Below are 18,582 nucleotides of genomic sequence, written 5' to 3' on the forward strand. Positions count from 1 at the left end.
CCTCAAACGAAAGACACCGCGCATCAAGAAATGGGGCGGATTGCCCAGTTGTAGGGGAGTGGAATTTGTCACCGGCGTCGTCCAGCGCTGAACTGGGCGGATAGTGTGAGCGATCCGGTGCGCCCGGCCCTCCTGGGCGGCGCACCGCTGAACGACTGACCGAGCGCCTTCTTGAGGGGGGAAAGGCGCCGCGTGGCCCCGACGGAGGACGCAAACAACCGTGGACGCGCAAGGCCGTGGGCGGGCGGAGAACATCGACCCCGCAGACCAGTGGGTACTCAACCCGAACACTGGCGATTACGAACTGCGACTGAGCCCTTCCGCAGGGCAGTCGGCGGTGCCCGGACCGCGCAGACCTTCCCGGTCGTCGTCCCGTCAGGGGACGCGCGGCCGTGGCGGCCGGCGCGACGAGCAGCGCGACGAGCACCGTGACGAGCAGCGCGAGGTCCCCGGTCAGCGCAGACGGCGGGCTCCGCAGCCGGAGGCGGCGGGCGGTCGGCGCAAGCAGAAGCCGAAGAAGTCCAAGGGCAAGAAGGCCCTGATGTGGACGGGCGGCACGCTCGCCTTCATCCTCGTCTCGGGCTGCGCGGGTGCGTACCTCTGGTACCAGCACCTGAACGACAACATCACCTCGATCCCGGACGACGGCGCCGGCACCGGCGGCTTCAGCAAGGACCGGGCCATCAACATCCTGGTGATGGGCACGGACAAGCGCAGCGGCAAGGGCAACACGAAGTACGGCGACAAGGGGAGCGTCGGTCACGCCGACACGACGATCCTGCTGCACGTCTCCAAGGACCGTACGAACGCGACCGCGTTGAGCATCCCGCGCGACATGATCACAGACATCCCGGACTGTCCGACCACGATGGAGGACGGCACCAAGAAGACCATCCCGGGCAGTCAGAACGTCCGCTTCAACGAGAGCCTGGGGCAGAGCGACCGCACGCCCAGCTGCACGATGCGCACGGTCACGGAGATCACCGGGATAGTCCCCGACCACTTCATGGTGGCGGACTTCAACGCCGTCAAGACGCTCTCCAGCGCGGTCGGCGGCGTCGACGTCTGTCTCGCCAAGGACATCGACGACCCGGACTCGCACCTGAAGCTGCCCAAGGGCAAGCACACGATCGAGGGCGAGGACGCGCTTGCCTTCGTCCGTACGCGCCATTCGGTGGGCTCCGGCGGCGACTTGAGCCGCATCGAGCTGCAGCAGCAGTTCCTCAGCTCGCTGATGCGCAAGCTCAAGTCGAACGACACGCTGACCAACCCGAAGAAGATGATAGATCTCGCCGAGGCGGGCACCGAGGCGCTCTCGGTCGACTCCCAGATCGCCGACATAATGAAGCTCAAGAGCCTGGGCATGGAGCTCGGCAAGCTCGACATGAAGAACCTGAGCTTCGCGACCGTGCCGGTGAAGGACAACCCGGCGGAGAAGGTCAAGGTCACGGTCGTCGAGGACGAGGCCAAGGCCCAGCCGCTGTTCGCCATGATGCGCGCCGACGAGTCGCTCACCGAGGTGAAGAAGAAGGAGAAGAAGGAGAAGGCCGAGGTCGCCGCCCGCCTCAAGGGCAGCAAGGCCGACCCCTCCGAGGTGCGGGTCAACATCTACAACGGCAGTGGGAAGACGGGCGCCGCTCAGACAACTCTCACGTGGCTGCAGAACAATGAGGGCGTGCTCAAGTCCAGCCAACTCGGCAACGCGCCGTCCGACATAAAGAAGACGACGCTGGAGTACGCGCCCGACCAGGCCGACCAGGCCCGGCGGCTCGCGGACATCATGGGGCTGCCCGGCTCCGCGATGAAGCCCGGAGAGAGCGAGAAGAACGCGCAGGGGCTCCCGGCGATCAAGCTGACGCTCGGCGGCGACTTCAAGGGCGCCGGGATTCCGATCAGCGCTCCGAAGAAGGCGCCGGAGGGCATCCAGAAGGTCGAGGCGGACAAAACCGTGTGTGCGAAGTGACCTGAAGCAGCCGTTCTGCGTCTAACACGGCGCGGGACGGCCGTACTTGGGGGGCTAGGTGGGGAGGGGCAGGCGATGGGGAGAAGCAGCGTGCGTGGGGAGGGGGCGCGAGAACGCGCCCCGCACGCAAGTGATGCGGTCCAGGACGGGAGTCCGGACGAGGGCGGCGCGCCGCCCGAGGGAGACGGGAAGCACCGGCACCGCCGTGGGGGCGGCGGGGGCCGGCCGCCGCGCCGCAAGCGGCGGGTGCTCCGTTGGTCGGCAACGGTCCTGTCGGTACTGATACTTGGCACGGCCGGCGCCGGATATCTGTACTACCAGCACCTGAACAACAATCTGGAGACCGACGATCTGACCCTCGGCGACCACCGGGCCCCCGAGCCCACGCCGAACGCGGCGGGCCAGACCCCGCTGAACATCCTCCTGATCGGCTCGGACGCGCGGGACTCCAAGGAAAACCAGAAGCTCGGCGGGGCCAAGGAGACGTTCGGCGGGACACCGCTCGCCGACGTACAGATGCTGCTGCATCTCTCGGCCGACCGCACCAACATGTCGGTCATCAGCATGCCGCGCGACACCCTCCTCGACATCCCCAAGTGCACCGACCCGGACGACGGCAAGGTGTACGAGGCGTCGACGCAGCGGACGATGACGAACCAGACGCTCGGCCGCGGCGGCCCCGGCTGCACGGTCGCCACCTGGGAGAAGCTCACCAACATCCACATCGACCACTTCATGGAGGTCGACTTCTCGGGTGTCGTCTCCATGGCCGACGCGATCGGCGGCGTACCGGTCTGTGTGGACGCCAACATCTACTCGCGCGACAACGAGGGCCACGGCTCCGGTCTGAAGCTCGAGGAGGGCACCACCTACATCAAGGGCAAGCAGGCCCTCCAGTGGCTGCGCACCCGCTACGGCTTCGACGGCGGCACCGACATCAGCCGCGCCAAGGCCCAGCACATGTACATGAACGCGCTCGTGCGGGAGCTGCGCGAGAACGCCAATCTGAGCAGCCCCAACAAGCTGCGCAAGCTCGCCGAGACGGCCACCAGCGCGCTCAAGGTCGACGAGGGCCTCGGCAGCGTCAAGAAGCTCTACGACCTCAGCAACGAGCTCAAGAAGGTGCCGCCGGAGCGCACCACGATGACGACGATGCCCTTCGAGTACGTCGGTGCGCGCGTCATCCCGAAGCCGGGCGACGCCGAGCAGCTCTTCCGTCTCGTACGCGACGACGTCTCGCTGGACGGCAAGGGCAAGAAGAAGAAACCGGCCAAGGAGAAGCTCTCGGACGATCCTGCGGCGCCGGACGCGGAGATCGCCGTACAGGTGCAGAACGGCACCCGCAGCGACACCGAGCCGCCCGCGTCCGGCCGCGCGAACACGGTGACCCAGCTGCTCACCGGCAAGGGCTTCGGCAAGGCGGCGGCCGACACGACGACGGTGCTCGCCGAGGAGAAGACGGTCGTCAAGTTCCCGAGCGCGGAGCTGGAGGGCGACGCCCAGCGGATCGCCAAGTCCCTCGGGATTCCGCTGCGTTCGGTGGAGCGGTCCACGGACGTCTCCGGTGTCACGCTCGTCGTGGGCGCCGACTGGCGGGAGGGGAACACCTATCCCAAGTCGGCGTCGAAGGACGACGACAAGACGCCGGACTCGGCGGACGCGCTCAACGGCTCGGACAAGAAGGCGTGCATGCACGTGGACCCGGACTTCACCTGGGAGTAGCAGCTCCCAGGCGGTCCGGGTCGTCCGTCCGGCAGTTCCCTCTCGGGCCCACCGGCTGTTCTCAGGCCTCGCTGAGGACAGCCGGGCGCCGGGAGGCGATGACCTTCTTGGCGAGCGAGCGCGGGCTGGTCAGGAAGCCCCAGCCCCACGACATGTGCATCGTCGCGAGCGCCACCGGGATCTGCAGGCGCGCCTTCAGCGGCAGGCCCTTGCCCGCGGGCAGCGAGCCCGCCGTGATCGCCGCGAGATAGCCGGCGGGGACGACGAAGCCCCAGGGAGTCACCAGGGCACCCACGACGACGCCCGCCGCGATCGCGCACACGGCGGTCGGCGGCGCGAGATAGCGCAGGTTGATGGAGCCCTCGTGGTAGCGGGCGACGACGTGCCGCCAGCGGCCGTAGTCCTTGTACTGCTTGGCGAGGGCGCGCACCGAAGGCCGCGGTCGGTACTGCACCTTCAGCTCGGGCGAGAACCAGATGAGGCCGCCGGCCTCGCGGATGCGGAAGTTCAGCTCCCAGTCCTGGGCGCGGATGAACTCCTCGTTGTATCCGCCCTGCTGCTCAAGGGCCTCGCGCCGGAAGACACCCAGATACACGGTTTCGGCCTGCTGGGCCTCGCCGCCGGTGTGGAACGCCGCGTTGCCCACGCCGATCTTCGACGTCATGGCGGCGGCGACCGCGTCCTCCCAGGCGTTCTCGCCCTCGGCGTGCATGATGCCGCCGACGTTCTGCGCGCCGGTCTCCTCCAGGAGGCGGACGGCCGTCTCGATGTAGCCGGGCGAGAGGCTGGCGTGGCCGTCGACGCGGACCACGATCGGGTGACTCGATGCCTTGATGGCGGCGTTCAGCGCCGCGGGCGTACGACCGGTGGGATTCGGGACCGTCTGGACGCGCGCGCGGTGGCCGGCCGTCTCGGCGACCAGTTCGGCGGCGATCTCGTCGGTCCGGTCCGTGGAGGGGCCGAGCGCTACGACGACCTCCATCTCACCGTCGTACTCCTGCTCAAGGATGGCGGTGACGGCAGCACGCAGATGCCGTTCCTCGTTGAGCACCGGCATGATCACGGATACGGCAGGAAGCTGCACATCGGGCGTCGCGTTCATCAGGCGTCACGTTACCGCGAATGGGGGACACCGGCGCGCGCCGCCGGGTCACTACCCGGGCCGCAGATCGTATGGGCCTACGGTTCTCGCGTTCCCCGTCACCGCGGAGGTGTCCCCCTCGTGCCCACACCGCCCCGCCGCCCCACCGCTCCGCCGCCGCACGGCCCGCGTCCCCCGCGCCCTGCCGCGTCCCGGAAGCAGGCGCCCCGCTCGGCCGTACGGGGGAGGCGACCACGCTGGGCCATGCGGGTGGCGACCACCTTCTCCGTGACGGTGCTCGCGGCGGCCGGGATCGGGCACGGGGTCGTGACCAGCCTGGACACCGAGATCGACCGGGTCGACGCCTTCAAGGACATGAAGAACCGGCCGGCGGCGGGCAACGGGATGAACGTCCTGCTCGTCGGCACCGACGGGCGCGACAAGATCACCAAGGCGGAGAAGGAGAAGTACCGGCTCGGCGGGGCGCCCTGCCACTGCACGGACACGATCATGATCGTGCACATCTCGGAGGACCGGGAGCGCGCGAGCGTGGTGAGCCTGCCGCGCGACAGCTACGCGGAGATGCCGCCGCACACCGACCAGAACTCGGGCGACCGGCACAAGGCCCACCCGGTCAAGATGAACGCGGCGTACGCGGAGGGCGGACCCAATCTCACCGTGCGGACCGTCGAGAACATGACGAAGGTCAAGATCGACCACTACATGGAGGTCGACTTCACCAGCTTCATGAAGACGGTGGACGTGATCGGCGGCGTGGAGGTCTGCACCACCCGCCCGCTCAAGGACTCGTACACCGGACTCGATCTGTCCGTCGGCACCCACAGGCTGAACGGCGGACAGGCCCTCCAGTACGTCCGCACCCGGCACGTCGACGGCTCGTCCGACCTCGGCCGGATGCAGCGCCAGCAGCGGTTCCTCGCCGCGCTGATCTCCAAGGTGACCAGTGGTGGCGTGCTGCTCAATCCGCTGAAGTTCCGGGACGTGAGCCGGACGCTGCTCGGCTCGGTCCGCGCGGACAAGGGTTTCGGCACGAACGAGATCCTCGCGCTCGGCCGGGCGATGCGGGGCTTCTCGCCGCGGTCGTCGGAGTTCACCACCGTGCCGCTGCGCAGCCGGGGCGTGAACGTGCCGGGCATCGGGTCGACTCTGAGGTGGGACCCGAAGAAGTCCGGGAAGCTCTTCAAGGCGCTGCGCGAGGACCGGCCGCTCGCCGCGCACAACCCCAGGCGCCATGCCGCCGTCGTGGACGTGTCGCCGCAGCAGATCCGGGTGCAGGTCGACAACGCGACGGGCAGGCCGGGCCTGGGCAAGCAGGTCGACAGCGCGCTGCGGTCCACCGGGTTCCGTACGACGCGGGCGCCGGGCAATGCGGCGGGCAAGCCGCTGGCGCGCACGGTCGTCGCGTACGACCCTCGCTGGGACCGCTCGGCGAGATCCCTCGCGGCGGCGCTGCCGGGCGCGCAGCTGCGGGCGGTCAAGGGCCAGGGCGCGACGCTGAAGGTGCTGGCCGGGCAGGACTTCAAGAAGGTGCGGCCGGTGCGGGCGGAGGACGCCTATCAGGGCGAGTTCGGGGCGATCACCGGGGATCAGGCGGTGTGCAGGTAGCTGTCCTGGCGCGGGCGGGCGCTCGGCCGTCGACCGCTTGCGCCGCCCCGGATCAGTCGTCGAGCCCCTCCGCCGCCCCGGGCCAGCCGTCGAGCCCCTCCGCCGCCCCGGACCAGCCGTCGAGCCCCTCCGCCGCCCCGGATCAGTCGTCGAGCCCCTCCGCCGCCCTGTTCTGCCGCAGCTCCTTGATCGCCCGGCGCCGCGCGAGGCGGTGTGTGCGGCGGATCTGGGCCTCCTGGTAGCGCCGCCGGTCGCGCTCGGTCTCCGGGAGGACCGGCGGCACCATCCGCGGCTTCCCGTCCGCGTCCACCGCCGCGAAGACGAGATAGGCGGAGCCCACCTGCTGCGCCGGCGTCGACTCGTTCCACCGCTCGGCGAGGACCCGGACGCCCACCTCCATGGAGGAGCGGCCGGTCCAGTTGACCTGCGCCTTCACATGGACGAGGTCGCCGACCCGCACCGGCTCAAGGAAGGCCATCTCGTCCATGGACGCGGTGACGGCGGGCCCGCCCGAGTGGCGTCCGGCGACGGCCCCCGCCGCGTCGTCCACCAATTTCATGATCACGCCGCCGTGCACCGTTCCGAGGAGGTTGGTGTCGTTGTGCGTCATGATGTGGCTGAGAGTCGTACGGGACGCCGAAGTCGGCTTGCCCGGAATCTCCGATTCCGTGCCAGGGGCCAGGTCTGTCATGGGGTCCACCCTATGTCGGACGTATGTCCGGGCCCTGCCGGGCCGCTTTGCATCAGCTCTGCAACAGCCCTGAACCGAAATCCCGCCCGCCCTGTGAGGCGCACTCCTTGAACCTGCACACTGGGCCACATGAGCGATTGGCCTGACGACCAGGGTGGCGGCCGGGGATACGGCCGCGGCAGCGGGAGCGCACAGCCTGAGGGCGCCCGCGCGATGCGGCATGTCCAGCGCGGCGGCGGCTCCGGCCGGCCGGGCCAGCAGCCGGGAGGAGTCCCCCAGCAGCCGGGGTACGACGACGGGTCCGGCCAGCGGTACGGCGACGCACGCGACGACATGTTCGAGCCCCGGACGCCCCGCCAGAACACGTACGACGACGGCTACGACAACGGCGGGTACGACAGCGGCTACAACACCGGCCAGGTCTACGGCAGCCCGAACGGCAACGGAAACGGCCGCGGCGGCCGTGACGACGGCTACGGCGACGGCACCCGCCCGCAGCGCCCCGCCCCGAACTGGCGCCGCCGCATCAAGATCGGCTCGCTCACACTGATCGTGGTGCTGCTCGCGGTCTCGGTCGGCACGTACTTCTGGGCCGACTCCAAGCTCAAGCGCGAGGTCGACCTCTCCAAGGTCATCGAGCGGCCCGAGGGCGGCGCGGGGACCAATTACCTGATCGTGGGTTCGGACAGCCGTGCCGGTATGTCCGAAGAGGAAAAGGAAAAGCTCCACACCGGTTCGGTGAAGGGTAAACGCACGGACTCGATGATGATCCTGCACGTCGCGGACGACGGCGGGAACACGATGATCTCGCTGCCCCGCGACTCGAACGTGACGATCCCGTCCTTCAAGGGAGCTGAGTCCGGCAAGCTCTATCCGAACACGGGCCGCCAGACAAAGCTCAATGCCGCATACACGGAGGACGGCCCCGAGCTGCTCGTCCGCACCGTCGAGTTCAACACCGGCCTGCGGATCGACCACTACGCGGAGATCGGCTTCGGCGGCTTCGCCAAGATCGTGGACGCGGTCGGCGGCGTCGAGATGGACATCCCCAAGGGCTTCAAGGACGAGAAGTCCGGCGCCGACTTCGAGGCGGGCAAGCAGACCCTCGACGGCCAGCAGGCCCTCGCCTTCGTCCGCACCCGCTACGCCCTGCCGGGCAGCGACCTGGACCGTACGAAGAACCAGCAGAAGTTCCTCGCGGCCCTCGCCAACCAGGCGGCGACGCCGGGCACGGTCATGAACCCCTTCAAGCTCTACCCCACGATGGGCGCGGGCCTGGACACGCTGATCGTCGACAAGGACATGGGCCTGTTCGACGTGGCGTCCATGTTCTGGGCGATGAAGGGCGTCACGGGCGGCGACGGCAAGTCGATGAACATGCCGCTCGCGGGCTCCACCGGCGGCAACCTGCTGTGGGACAAGGCCAAGGTCAAGCAGCTGGTCTCGCAGCTGAACAACGACGAGAAGGTGACGGTGTCGAGCGACTGAGGCTCTGCTGCCGTACTTCTTCCGTACGTGGACGGGGCCCCGCCGGTGCATCGGCGGGGCCCCTTCGCGTGCTGCCGGACGCGCCTTCCAGGTGCCGTCGGACTTGGCTGTACCCCGAACGCTTCGTCTGCCGCGAAGGGGCGGCTTCCGCGTGTCACGGTGGAGTCGACTGCCACCCTGAAGTCCGGAGCAATGCCATGGCAGACCTGCAGGTCGAACTCAACACCACCGCCGAGGCCGGGGATCTTGACCAGCCCCTCGCGGAGGCCGCCCCACCCGCCATATCCGAGTCATCACCCGACCCCGCGTCCGCGCCGGACCCCCGGCCCGACCCGCTCCGGAGGGCCCGCGCGCTGCTCGCCGCGCACCCCGTCGCCGACGGCTGCAGCGGACTGCCCGGGGCGCTGCGCGAGCTGCCCTGGTGCGACCTGGAACTCGGCGACAGCGGGGTGGAGGGGGATGTGCCGCGGCTGCGGGCGGGCGGCGTCGGGGCGCAGTTCTGGTCCGTGCACGTGCCCGAGCACCTCAGCGGTGACCATGCCCTCGGGGCGACCCTCGAACAGCTCGACCTCGTCAAGCATGTCGTCGCCGACCACGCGGAGGGGCTGCGGCTCGCCCGTACCGCGTCCGAGGCGGTGGACGCCCGGCACTGCGGCCGTATCGCCGCCCTGATCGGCCCCGCGCGGGGCGCCGCCATCGGCGACTCGCTGGCCACGCTGCGGGCGCTGCGAGACCTCGGCCTGTGCTCGCTCACGCTGGCCGGCACGGACTGGGCCGGCCCGGAGGGGCTGAGCCCGTTCGGCGAGGAGGTCGTGCGCGAGCTGAACCGGCTCGGGGTGCTGGCCGATCTCGCCGGCGCGTCCGACGCGGTGGCGCACCGGGTGCTCACGCTCTCCCGGTCGCCCGTGCTGTTCGTCGGCTCCGGGGCCCGTGCGCTGCGCGACGCCCCGGGGAATCTCCCCGACGACGTACTGACCGCGCTCGGCGAGGCCAAGGGCCTGTGCCTGGTGCCGCTGGCCGCCGAGCGGACAGGTGCCTCGATCGGTGAGGTGGCGGACCACCTCGACCATGTACGGGCGCTCGCGGGCCCGGAGTGCGTGGGCCTCGCGGGCACGTACGACACGGGGGCCGCACACCCCGAGGGCCTTGCCGACGCCTCGCGCTATCCGCATCTCGTGGCCGAGCTCATCGAGCGCGACTGGCCGGAGACGGATCTGGCGAGGCTGACCTGGGGCAACGTCCAACGGGCGTTGCGCGGGGCGGACTTCACCGCGCGGGCGGCGAAGGAGCGGACGCGCCGGCAGGCGGCCGGCTGACGTTCGAGCGGTTTCGCGGTTCCGCGGTTCCGCGGTTCCGCGGTTCGCGGTTCGCGGTTCGCGGTTCGCGGTTCGCGGTTCGCGGTTTAGCAGATTCGCGGTTCAGCGCCCAGGGCCAGTACATGGTCCTGGGCGCGTCCCTTGTCCCGGACGGCCGGTCCCCTCAGTCGGCGCAGAGGCAGAAGGGGTGGCCCGCCGGGTCCGCGTACACCCGGAAGCTGCGGGTGCGGTCCGCCGCGTCGAGCGTGGTGGCGCCGAGGGCGAGGACCTGGCGCTCGACGTCGTCCAGCTCCGCGGCCGGGACCGTGAGGTCCAGGTGGAACTGCTGTGACTGCTCGGGGGACGGCCACTTCGGCGGGACGAATCCGGGGGCTTGCTGGAACTGGAGGGGCGTGCCGTCGTTGCCCTCCAGGTCCACCCATCCGTCGCCGTCGTCCTTGGGTGTGCCGCCGAGCAGGGCGGCATAGAAGGTGGCGAGGGCCAGGGGGTCGGGACAGTCGAGCACGACGGCGCCGAATTTGGCGAGGGGCATGGGTGTCTCCTCGGTCGGGTTACCGGCAACGGCCTTGTAGCGGTAACGGTTACTCCATGTTCCCGCATTGGAGGTAACGTCGCAACCATGAATGACAGGGCACCCGCTCCCGGCGGTCTCGCGCTGGTCCAGGCGCTGGTGAACACGTTGGACCTGGAGTCGGGCGCGGACGCGCTCGACACGGCGGAGGGGCGGGGACGGTTCTCGCTGACGGCCGGTGAGGTGGCGGGGGCGCGGGAGTTGCGGGAGGCGCTGCGGGTGGCGTGCCTGGCCCATGCGGGGCACGGGCCGCACGCGGGCGCGCCTGCGGCAGGGCTGAGCCGACTCCTGGCGGGGGCGCCGCTGTTGGTGACGGTGACGGAGGCCGACGGCTCGGCGTCACTGGCCCCCGCCGAGCCGTCCGCCCTTGTCTCACGGGTCGCGGCGGCCATCGCGGAGGGCGTCGCCACGGGGACATGGGAGCGGCTGAAGGCGTGCGAGGCGCCGGACTGCCACTGGGCGTACTACGACCGCAGCCCGGCGGGCCGGAGCCGGTGGTGCGACATGGGGGTGTGCGGGGCCCGGGCGAAGATGCGGGCCTATCGGGCGCGGAAGGGTGCGGGGGAGATGCAGGGAAATCGGGCGGGCGGACGGGAAAGGCCTGTTCGGCGCAACCGAGACGCGGGGTAACCGCGCGGGAGAGACCCGCCCAAGCCCCGCGCTATGCGGACGGACGGCCCATCCCCCGGTACGTCCAGCCGGCGGCACGCCACACCGCAGGGTCCAGCGCGTTGCGGCCGTCCAGGATCAGCTTCGCCGAAGCCACCTCACCCAGTGCCGCCGCGTCCAGCTCGCGGAACTCGCGCCACTCCGTCAGGTGCAGGACCACGTCCGCGCCCCGGACCGCCTCCACCGCCGACTCCGCGTAGCCGAGCGTCGGGAAGAGGCGGCGCGCGTTGCCCATGCCCTTGGGGTCGTACACCGTGACCTGACCGCCCTGAAGGTGGATCTGCCCGGCGACGTTCAGTGCGGGCGAGTCGCGGACGTCGTCCGAGTCGGGCTTGAAGGTGGCACCCAGCACAGCGACCCGCTTGCCGAGGAAGGAGCCGCCGCCAAGGGCCTCACGCGCCATCTCGACCATCTGCCCACGCCGCCGCATGTTGATGGAGTCGATCTCACGGAGGAACGTCAGCGCCTGGTCCGCGCCCAGCTCCCCCGCCCGCGCCATGAACGCCCGGATGTCCTTGGGCAGACAGCCACCACCAAAACCAATACCGGCCCGCAGGAACTTCTTGCCGATCCGGTCGTCGTACCCGAGCGCCTCCGCCAGCTTCACCACGTCGCCGCCCGCGGCCTCGCACAGCTCCGCCATGGCGTTGATGAAGGAGATCTTCGTGGCGAGGAAGGAGTTCGCGGAGGTCTTCACCAGCTCGGCGGTCGAGAAGTCCGTCACGACGAAGGGCGAGCCCTCGCCGATCGGACCCGCGTACACCTCGCGAAGGAGCTTCTCCGCGTGCGCGCTGCGTACGCCGACCACGATCCGGTCGGGGTGCAGCGTGTCCTGCACGGCGAAGCCCTCCCGCAGGAACTCCGGGTTCCAGGCCAGCTCCGCCTCCGCGCCCACCGGCGCGGCAGCCGCCAGCTCGCGCGCGAGGCGGTCCGCGGAACCGACCGGCACCGTGGACTTGCCGATGACGAGCGCGGGCCGCGTCAGATGCGGGGCGAGCTGCGCGAACGCGCTGTCCACGTAGCTCATGTCGCAGGCGTACTCGCCGTGCTTCTGCGGGGTGTTCACGCAGAGGAAGTGCACGTCGCCGAAGGCGGCGACCTCTGCCCAGTCCATGGTGAAGCGCAGCCGCCCGCTCGACCCCTCGATCCCGGCGACGTGCTTGCGCAGCAGCTCCTCGAGACCGGGCTCGTACATCGGGACCTCGCCCCGCTGCAGCATCTCGATCTTCTCGGGTACGACGTCGAGCCCCAGCACCTCGAAGCCGAGCTCGGCCATGGCCGCGGCGTGCGTGGCGCCGAGATAGCCGGTGCCGATCACGGTGATCTTGAGGGCCATGCGGTACTCCAGAGGTCTGCGGCGTCGGTGCGCTGCCCGAGCATAGTCGGGCCTGTGACGGGGCACGTTTCCGCCGTTGTCCCCTGCTCGACGCCCGCTGTCAGGAAGCTCACGTATCCGTCTCGTGAGCCGACCTCTAAAATTTGGGTTACTTAACGGTAATTAGCGTCCTTGGAGCGTGAGAGACCTTGGCCGGATCGGCTGATTTCGACCTGTACCGCCCGTCCGAGGAGCACGACATGCTCCGCGACGCGATCCGTTCGCTGTCCGAGGCGAAGATCGCGCCGTTCGCCGCGGCCGTCGACGAGGAGGCCCGCTTCCCGCAGGAGGCGCTCGACGCCCTCGTCGCGAACGACCTGCACGCGGTGCACGTACCGGAGAGCTTCGGCGGCGCCGGTGCCGACGCGCTCGCCACGGTCATCGTGATCGAGGAGGTGGCCCGCGTCTGCGCCTCGTCCTCCCTGATCCCCGCCGTGAACAAGCTGGGCTCGCTGCCGGTCATCCTCTCCGGCTCCGAGGAGCTGAAGAAGAAGTACATGACGCCGCTCGCCAAGGGCGAGGGCATGTTCTCGTACTGCCTGAGCGAGCCCGACGCGGGTTCGGACGCGGCCGGCATGAAGACGAAGGCCGTCCGCGACGGCGACTTCTGGGTCCTCAACGGCGTGAAGCGCTGGATCACCAACGCGGGCGTCAGCGAGTACTACACGGTGATGGCCGTCACCGACCCGACCAAGCGCTCGAAGGGCATCTCCGCCTTCGTCGTCGAGAAGTCGGACGAGGGTGTCTCCTTCGGCGCCCCGGAGAAGAAGCTCGGCATCAAGGGCTCGCCGACCCGCGAGGTCTACTTCGACAACGTACGCATCCCCGCCGACCGCATGATCGGCGAGGAGGGCACGGGCTTCGCCACGGCGATGAAGACCCTGGACCACACCCGCATCACGATCGCGGCCCAGGCGCTCGGCATCGCGCAGGGCGCCCTCGACTACGCCAAGGGCTACGTCAAGGAGCGCAAGCAGTTCGGCAAGCCGATCGGCGACTTCCAGGGCGTGCAGTTCATGCTCGCCGACATGGCCATGAAGATCGAGGCCGCGCGTCAGCTGACGTACGCGGCGGCGGCCAAGTCGGAGCGCGGTGACGCGGACCTCACCTTCCAGGGCGCGGCCGCCAAGTGCTTCGCCTCGGACGTCGCGATGGAGGTCACCACGGACGCCGTCCAGCTGCTCGGCGGCTACGGCTACACCCGTGACTACCCCGTCGAGCGGATGATGCGCGACGCGAAGATCACGCAGATCTACGAGGGCACCAACCAGGTCCAGCGGATCGTGATGGCGCGGAACCTGCCGTAACCGACGGCTCGCTTCGGCTCGCTTCAGCGGTACGAGATGTCGCCCTCTCCCGGCTTCGGGGGAGGGCGACGCACGTTTGCGACAGCGCCGAGGCACGCCGCCGCAACGCCCGGAAGTCACGCCCGCAGCTCGAACCACGTCACCTTCCCCGGCCCCGGCGGAGCCGCCCTGCTCCCCCAGGCCTGCGCGCACCGGCTCACCAACAGAAGCCCCCGCCCGCCTTCCCGGTCGTGAGCCATTCCCTCGCCCGTCGGACAGGGCAGCGCTCCGCTGCCGTCCCGGACGCCTACGTGCAGCGTGCCGTCCCGCCAGCGCACCCGTACGGCCACGGGGCCGGCGGAGTAGCGATACGCGTTGCCGCACAGCTCGCTGGTCAGCAGCTCGGCGGTGTCCGCGAGGCCGGCCAGTGCGTGGCGCGTGAGGATCGCCCGGACCGTGCTGCGGGCCACGCCGGGGCCGATGGCCGTGTGCGGGAGGGTGAGGCAGTACTCCCACGCGTCACCCGACGCCGGGGGCAAGAGGCTGTCCATGACTGAACTCCCTTTCTGGGAAGGACCGATGGGCCGCGCTCTCATGCGGTGGCGGTATCTCCGGCCGCTTGGGGTGCGGTGGAGGTGCTCTTCCGGGGTCATGAGGTGCGCGGGGGTGAGCGCTCCCCTCGAAAGTAGAAGTGCGACTTCTAAAGGTGCAACATTCTGCGGTGAGTTCACACGACCGTGTGACTAGACGGATTCACAACGCGCCGGAAGACTCAACTAGCGCTACACGCAAGGGAGTCGAATGCCACCCAGGAAGAATCCGACAGTTCGGCAGAAGCGTCTGGGCACTGAGCTGCGCCGCCTGCGCGAGGCAGCCGGGCTCTCCGGCGAGCAAGCCGCCGAGGTGCTCGAATGCAGCAAAGGGAAGATCAGCCGCATCGAGACAGGCATGAGCGGGATCCGATCCGTGGAGCTGAGAGCGCTGCTCCACGCATACGGAGCGGCCCAGGACGACATCGCTCAGGCCCTGGCCGAGATGGCCCGCGAAGGGCGTCGGCGGAACTGGTGGAACCAGTACGAGAATATGCTGCCGCCAGGCTTCGTCGACCTCGCCGAGATGGAGTCGAAGGCGGTGAGCCTGCACTCCTGGGAGACGATCCTGGTGCCGGGCCTGTTGCAGACCCCTGAATACATGCGGGTCCTCTTCCAGCGCGGCCGACTCGATGCCCCTGAGGGCGAGTTGGACGACCATGTGCGCGGGCGACGGCAGCGACAGAAGATCCTGGACGACGCCGACCGTCCGCCTGAACTCTGGGTGATTCTCTACGAAGCCGTACTGCACGGGAAGTTCGGCGGGCCGGATGTCATGCGTGGACAGCTGCGGCACCTCTCCGAGATGGCTCAGCGGGAACACGTGACCGTGCAGATCCTTCCGTACACGGTCGACTCGCACCGAGGCGTGAACGGCCCGTTCGGGATCGTCGGCATGCCCGATCCGGGCATGGATGTGGTGCGGGCCGAGACCGCCATGTCCTCCCTGTACGTCGAGGATGAGGCCCAAGTAGCCGCGTATAGACTCATGTTCGACCAACTGAGGGCCATGGCCCTCGGCCCCGGACAGTCGCTGAACCTCCTCAAGGACGCGATTCAGCGGCTTTGAACGACGGAGGAGCAGCGTGCCGGGACTCGTGTGGCAGAAGTCCAGCTTCTCGGGTGACGAGGCCAACCGGGACTGCATCGAGCTGGCCACGGCCCTCGACAGGGAAGCAGTCCTCCTACGCGAGTCCGACGCCCCGCACGCGGTACTCCGCACGACCCGCACCTCCCTGCAGGCGCTGCTGCGCGCAGCACGGTCGGGCAGCATCAGCGACGCCGCGTCCGCTTAAGAGCGGACGTCGGAGGGCGACTTCGCTGAGCCTGCGTCGAGATGGTGACCGGGGCCGCCCGGTGCTCCGGAGTGTGGCGGTTCCGGCGCCCCTGTAAAGGGCGCCCTACGGGCGTCGGCTTCGCCGATTCCGCTTGCGCTCCACCCTTGACAGGCCCACCTCCACCGCAGAGACCTTCTTGACCGGGCGGCCCAGGGGGTGGGGCTCACGGGGAGGACCGGTGCGGTGCCGGGTGTCCTGCCGTCTGCGGACTGGTTCGGAGCAGCCCAGGTCACAGGAGGAGGCGCGACCCCGCCAGCCGGCTGCGCTCCGGTGCGGTGCCGGGTCTCCTGGCCGGTGCGGACTGGTTCGGAGCAGCCCAGGTCACAGGAGGAGGCGCGACCCCGCCTGCCGGCTGCGCTCCGGTGCGGTGCCGGGTGTCCTGGCGGGTGCGGACCAGTTCGTTCCAGGCGCCGCCGGACAGGAGGGCAGACAGGAGAGGCGGGTGCGGTCCGGTCCGGTCCGTGCGGGGCAGCTCGGTCGGCCACGGACGCGCCCGGTCAGGCGGTCGGTCGGGCGGGCGGGCGGTCAGGTGGTCGGGCGGTCAGGTGGTCGGGCGGTCAGGTGGTCGGGCGGGCGGTCAGGCGGCCGGGCGGTCAGGCGGCCGGGCGGTCAGGTGGTCGGGCGGGCGGTCAGGCGGCCGGGCGGTCAGGTGGTCGGGCGGGCGGTCAGGCGGGAGGGCGGTCGGTCAGGCGGGAGGGCGGTCGGTCGGTCAGGCGGACGGTCGGTCGGGCGGGCGGTCAGGTGGTCGGGCGGTCGGCCGGTCAGGCGGGCGGGCGGCCGGGCGGTCAGGCGGCCGGGCAGGCGGCCGGTCGGGCGGCCGGGCAGGCGGCCGGTCGGGCGGCCGGTCGGGAATCGTCTGACGGATAGGGGCAGTCGCATGGCGGATGACCGATAGCTGATGGCCGATGCCCACCGATCACCGATGGCCGATTCCCACCGATCGCCGATGGCCGATGACCGATGGCCGGAAAGTCTCACGACACGCCGGGGAAAGGGCCTGGTTGGCGGGACTTTCCTGGGATCCGGCCCCCATCACCACCCCCCAGCACCCGAGATGACCGATATGTCGAGATGAGGTGAGGGTAGGGGGAGGCGGCTGGGCCACGTCAGTCACACATGCCCCTGCCGCCTCCCCTTCATCGACGACAGACGGGCCGAGGGCGCCTCGCGGGCTGGGGGTGCCGCCTGACGCGTGACGGTCCCCCCTGCGATCCGGTCGGCGGACGCTTGACGAGACCGGTAGCCATCCCCGGAGCGGCCGCGCCCCCCTCCAGCAGGCGCCCGCTGAAACGAACAAGTCCGCACCCGGCAGCGAAGCCGGATGACCCGCCCCCGCTTCCCGAGAGGCCCGCTTCCCGGGCCGCCCGGTCGGCGTTCACCTGCGGTGGAGGGACGGGTGTCAAGGGTGGAGCGCAGCGGAATCGGCGCAGCCGACGCGACGAAGGAGCGCCCTTGACTCCCGGCCCGGAACCGCCAACCTAGTAACAGCGGGCGGCCCCGGCGCCGATGAAGCGCCGGTCCGCCGAAGCCCCCGCCCGGTAACCAACGGACGCCGCCCCGCCAACCCGCCCTCACCGAGCCCAGGTTGGCGTCCCTCACCAGCCCCAGGGCGGGATGCCCACCCTTCGAGCGCCGGGCGCAGCACAGTGCGGTCAAGGGGCCGTCAGCCGTCCAGCTGCTCCAGCGTCGCCACCGACGGACCGCGACGCGACTGGACGTCCCGCGCCACGTCCTCGGCCGCGCCAAGGACCCGTACCGCGTTCTGCCACGTCAGCTTCGCGAGATCACCGCGCGACCAGCCGCGGTCGACGAGCTCCGCGATCAGGTTCGGGTAGCCCGCGACGTCGTCGAGGCCGGACGGCGTAAACGCCGTGCCGTCGTAGTCGCCGCCGATGCCGATGTGGTCGACGCCCGCCACCTCGCGCATGTGGTCGAGATGGTCGGCGACCGTCGCGGCCGTGGCGATCGGGCGCGGGGTCGACTCCTCGAAGGCCGCGTGGACCTTCATCGCCTCCGGCGTCGTGTCCAGGTGGTGGAAGCCGTGCGCCCGCATGTTGTCGTCGGCCGCCGCCGTCCAGTCGACCGCCGCCTGCAGCACGAACTTCGGCACGAACGTCGCCATCGCCACACCGCCGTTGGCGGGCAGCCGCTCCAGGACGTCGTCCGGGATGTTGCGCGGGTGGTCGCAGACCGCCCGCGACGACGAGTGCGAGAAGATCACCGGCGCCACGGACGTGTCCAGGGCCGCCCGCATCGTCGTCGCCGCCACATGGGAGAGGTCGACGAGCATGCCGGTGCGGTTCATCTCGCGGACCACCTCGTGGCCGAAGGGCGACAGGCCCCCGACCCCCGGCTCGTCCGTCGCCGAGTCCGCCCACGCGATGTTGTCGTTGTGCGTCAGCGTCATATAGCGGACGCCCAGCGCGTACAACGCCCGCAGGGTCGCGAGGGAGTTGTTGATCGAGTGGCCGCCCTCGGCCCCCATCAGGGACGCGATACGGCCCTCGGCGCGGGCGCTCTCCATGTCCGCCGCCGTAAAGGCGCGGGCCAGATCCGCCGGGTAGCGCGTCAGCAACTGGTCGACGCAGTCGATCTGTTCGAGGGTCGCGCTGACCGCCGCGTCGCCCGACAGGTCCGTGCGGACGTACACCGACCAGAACTGCGCGCCGACACCGCCCGACCGCAGCCGGGCGATGTCCGTGTGCAGGCTGCCCGTCTGGTCGGCGGCGATGTCGAGGCGGTCGATGTCGTAGCCCGCCTTCTCGCGCAGCGCCCAGGGCAGGTCGTTGTGACCGTCGACCACCGGGAACTCGGCGAGCAGGGAACGGGCTTCGGCAAGAGAGGTGCTGTCGGGAGAAGTCATGCGC

General features: G+C 70.2%; 15 protein-coding genes. 9 read left to right on the forward strand and 6 right to left on the reverse strand.

Annotation, left to right across the window (positions count from 1 at the left end):
- Positions 1 to 220 precede the first annotated feature (220 nt).
- Together ACIBKX_RS35580 and ACIBKX_RS35585 are read left to right on the forward strand one after the other, a co-directional pair.
- Positions 221 to 1,963, forward strand: a complete 1,743-nt coding sequence (locus ACIBKX_RS35580; protein ID WP_363277135.1) for an LCP family protein — start codon at positions 221 to 223, stop codon at positions 1,961 to 1,963.
- Between the two features lie 75 nt (positions 1,964 to 2,038).
- A complete protein-coding gene (locus ACIBKX_RS35585; RefSeq protein ID WP_363277134.1) occupies positions 2,039 to 3,685 on the forward strand; it encodes an LCP family protein in 1,647 nt (548 codons plus the stop codon).
- A 61-nt stretch (positions 3,686 to 3,746) separates the two neighbouring features.
- Here ACIBKX_RS35585 and ACIBKX_RS35590 read toward each other — a convergent pair whose 3' ends face one another.
- Positions 3,747 to 4,787 (reverse strand): glycosyltransferase family 2 protein, encoded by a 1,041-nt coding sequence (locus ACIBKX_RS35590; protein ID WP_363277133.1) that lies wholly within the window; start codon positions 4,785 to 4,787, stop codon positions 3,747 to 3,749.
- A gap of 243 nt (positions 4,788 to 5,030) precedes the next feature.
- Between ACIBKX_RS35590 and ACIBKX_RS35595 the strand changes: the two genes are divergently transcribed.
- Positions 5,031 to 6,392, forward strand: coding sequence for an LCP family protein (locus ACIBKX_RS35595; RefSeq protein WP_399376955.1), 1,362 nt, complete (start codon positions 5,031 to 5,033; stop codon positions 6,390 to 6,392).
- A gap of 142 nt (positions 6,393 to 6,534) precedes the next feature.
- On the opposite strand, the gene ACIBKX_RS35600 is transcribed toward ACIBKX_RS35595, so the two are convergent.
- Positions 6,535 to 7,083 carry an acyl-CoA thioesterase gene (locus tag ACIBKX_RS35600; RefSeq protein WP_363277131.1) on the reverse strand — a complete coding sequence of 183 codons (549 nt, stop codon included), beginning with the start codon at positions 7,081 to 7,083 and terminating at the stop codon, positions 6,535 to 6,537.
- 129 nt (positions 7,084 to 7,212) lie between these two features.
- On the opposite strand from ACIBKX_RS35600, the gene ACIBKX_RS35605 reads away from it, so the two are divergent.
- Together ACIBKX_RS35605 and ACIBKX_RS35610 are read left to right on the forward strand one after the other, a co-directional pair.
- Complete coding sequence (locus ACIBKX_RS35605; protein WP_363277130.1) at positions 7,213 to 8,571, forward strand: LCP family protein; 1,359 nt, start codon at positions 7,213 to 7,215, stop codon at positions 8,569 to 8,571.
- Between the two features lie 197 nt (positions 8,572 to 8,768).
- Positions 8,769 to 9,887 carry a dipeptidase gene (locus ACIBKX_RS35610; RefSeq protein ID WP_363277129.1) on the forward strand — a complete coding sequence of 373 codons (1,119 nt, stop codon included), beginning with the start codon at positions 8,769 to 8,771 and terminating at the stop codon, positions 9,885 to 9,887.
- 163 nt (positions 9,888 to 10,050) lie between these two features.
- Here the strand turns inward: ACIBKX_RS35610 and ACIBKX_RS35615 are convergent, their stop codons facing one another.
- Complete coding sequence (locus ACIBKX_RS35615) at positions 10,051 to 10,419, reverse strand: VOC family protein (RefSeq protein WP_363277128.1); 369 nt, start codon at positions 10,417 to 10,419, stop codon at positions 10,051 to 10,053.
- A gap of 87 nt (positions 10,420 to 10,506) precedes the next feature.
- Here ACIBKX_RS35615 and ACIBKX_RS35620 point away from each other — a divergent pair, with 87 nt between their 5' ends.
- Positions 10,507 to 11,088 carry a CGNR zinc finger domain-containing protein gene (locus ACIBKX_RS35620; protein ID WP_363277127.1) on the forward strand — a complete coding sequence of 194 codons (582 nt, stop codon included), beginning with the start codon at positions 10,507 to 10,509 and terminating at the stop codon, positions 11,086 to 11,088.
- A 31-nt stretch (positions 11,089 to 11,119) separates the two neighbouring features.
- Here the strand turns inward: ACIBKX_RS35620 and ACIBKX_RS35625 are convergent, their stop codons facing one another.
- A complete protein-coding gene (locus ACIBKX_RS35625; protein WP_363277126.1) occupies positions 11,120 to 12,463 on the reverse strand; it encodes a UDP-glucose/GDP-mannose dehydrogenase family protein in 1,344 nt (447 codons plus the stop codon).
- Between the two features lie 188 nt (positions 12,464 to 12,651).
- On the opposite strand from ACIBKX_RS35625, the gene ACIBKX_RS35630 reads away from it, so the two are divergent.
- Positions 12,652 to 13,809 carry an acyl-CoA dehydrogenase gene (locus tag ACIBKX_RS35630; RefSeq protein WP_363277125.1) on the forward strand — a complete coding sequence of 386 codons (1,158 nt, stop codon included), beginning with the start codon at positions 12,652 to 12,654 and terminating at the stop codon, positions 13,807 to 13,809.
- Positions 13,810 to 13,925: 116 nt separating this feature from the next.
- Here ACIBKX_RS35630 and ACIBKX_RS35635 read toward each other — a convergent pair whose 3' ends face one another.
- Positions 13,926 to 14,339, reverse strand: coding sequence for an ATP-binding protein (locus ACIBKX_RS35635; protein ID WP_363277124.1), 414 nt, complete (start codon positions 14,337 to 14,339; stop codon positions 13,926 to 13,928).
- 250 nt (positions 14,340 to 14,589) lie between these two features.
- Between ACIBKX_RS35635 and ACIBKX_RS35640 the strand changes: the two genes are divergently transcribed.
- Together ACIBKX_RS35640 and ACIBKX_RS35645 are read left to right on the forward strand one after the other, a co-directional pair.
- Entirely contained in the window at positions 14,590 to 15,447 is an 858-nt protein-coding gene (locus ACIBKX_RS35640; protein WP_363277123.1) for a helix-turn-helix transcriptional regulator, read from the forward strand.
- A gap of 16 nt (positions 15,448 to 15,463) precedes the next feature.
- Positions 15,464 to 15,673, forward strand: coding sequence for a DUF397 domain-containing protein (locus tag ACIBKX_RS35645; RefSeq protein ID WP_363277122.1), 210 nt, complete (start codon positions 15,464 to 15,466; stop codon positions 15,671 to 15,673).
- Between the two features lie 1,705 nt (positions 15,674 to 17,378).
- Here the strand turns inward: ACIBKX_RS35645 and ACIBKX_RS35650 are convergent.
- Entirely contained in the window at positions 17,379 to 18,578 is a 1,200-nt protein-coding gene (locus ACIBKX_RS35650) for a dipeptidase (protein WP_363277697.1), read from the reverse strand.
- Positions 18,579 to 18,582 lie beyond the last annotated feature (4 nt).

It is taken from the genome of Streptomyces sp. NPDC050658, from assembly GCF_044457025.1.
GTDB lineage: Bacteria > Actinomycetota > Actinomycetes > Streptomycetales > Streptomycetaceae > Streptomyces.

Coding starts and splice junctions, on each gene's coding strand:
- ACIBKX_RS35585 (WP_363277134.1), top strand. CDS start 2,039: ATGGGGAGAAGCAGCGTGCGTGGGGAGGGGGCGCGAGAACGCGCCCCG.
- ACIBKX_RS35590 (WP_363277133.1), bottom strand. CDS start 4,787: ATGAACGCGACGCCCGATGTGCAGCTTCCTGCCGTATCCGTGATCATG.
- ACIBKX_RS35595 (WP_399376955.1), top strand. CDS start 5,031: ATGCGGGTGGCGACCACCTTCTCCGTGACGGTGCTCGCGGCGGCCGGG.
- ACIBKX_RS35600 (WP_363277131.1), bottom strand. CDS start 7,083: ATGACAGACCTGGCCCCTGGCACGGAATCGGAGATTCCGGGCAAGCCG.
- ACIBKX_RS35605 (WP_363277130.1), top strand. CDS start 7,213: ATGAGCGATTGGCCTGACGACCAGGGTGGCGGCCGGGGATACGGCCGC.
- ACIBKX_RS35610 (WP_363277129.1), top strand. CDS start 8,769: ATGGCAGACCTGCAGGTCGAACTCAACACCACCGCCGAGGCCGGGGAT.
- ACIBKX_RS35615 (WP_363277128.1), bottom strand. CDS start 10,419: ATGCCCCTCGCCAAATTCGGCGCCGTCGTGCTCGACTGTCCCGACCCC.
- ACIBKX_RS35620 (WP_363277127.1), top strand. CDS start 10,507: ATGAATGACAGGGCACCCGCTCCCGGCGGTCTCGCGCTGGTCCAGGCG.
- ACIBKX_RS35625 (WP_363277126.1), bottom strand. CDS start 12,463: ATGGCCCTCAAGATCACCGTGATCGGCACCGGCTATCTCGGCGCCACG.
- ACIBKX_RS35635 (WP_363277124.1), bottom strand. CDS start 14,339: ATGGACAGCCTCTTGCCCCCGGCGTCGGGTGACGCGTGGGAGTACTGC.
- ACIBKX_RS35640 (WP_363277123.1), top strand. CDS start 14,590: ATGCCACCCAGGAAGAATCCGACAGTTCGGCAGAAGCGTCTGGGCACT.
- ACIBKX_RS35650 (WP_363277697.1), bottom strand. CDS start 18,578: ATGACTTCTCCCGACAGCACCTCTCTTGCCGAAGCCCGTTCCCTGCTC.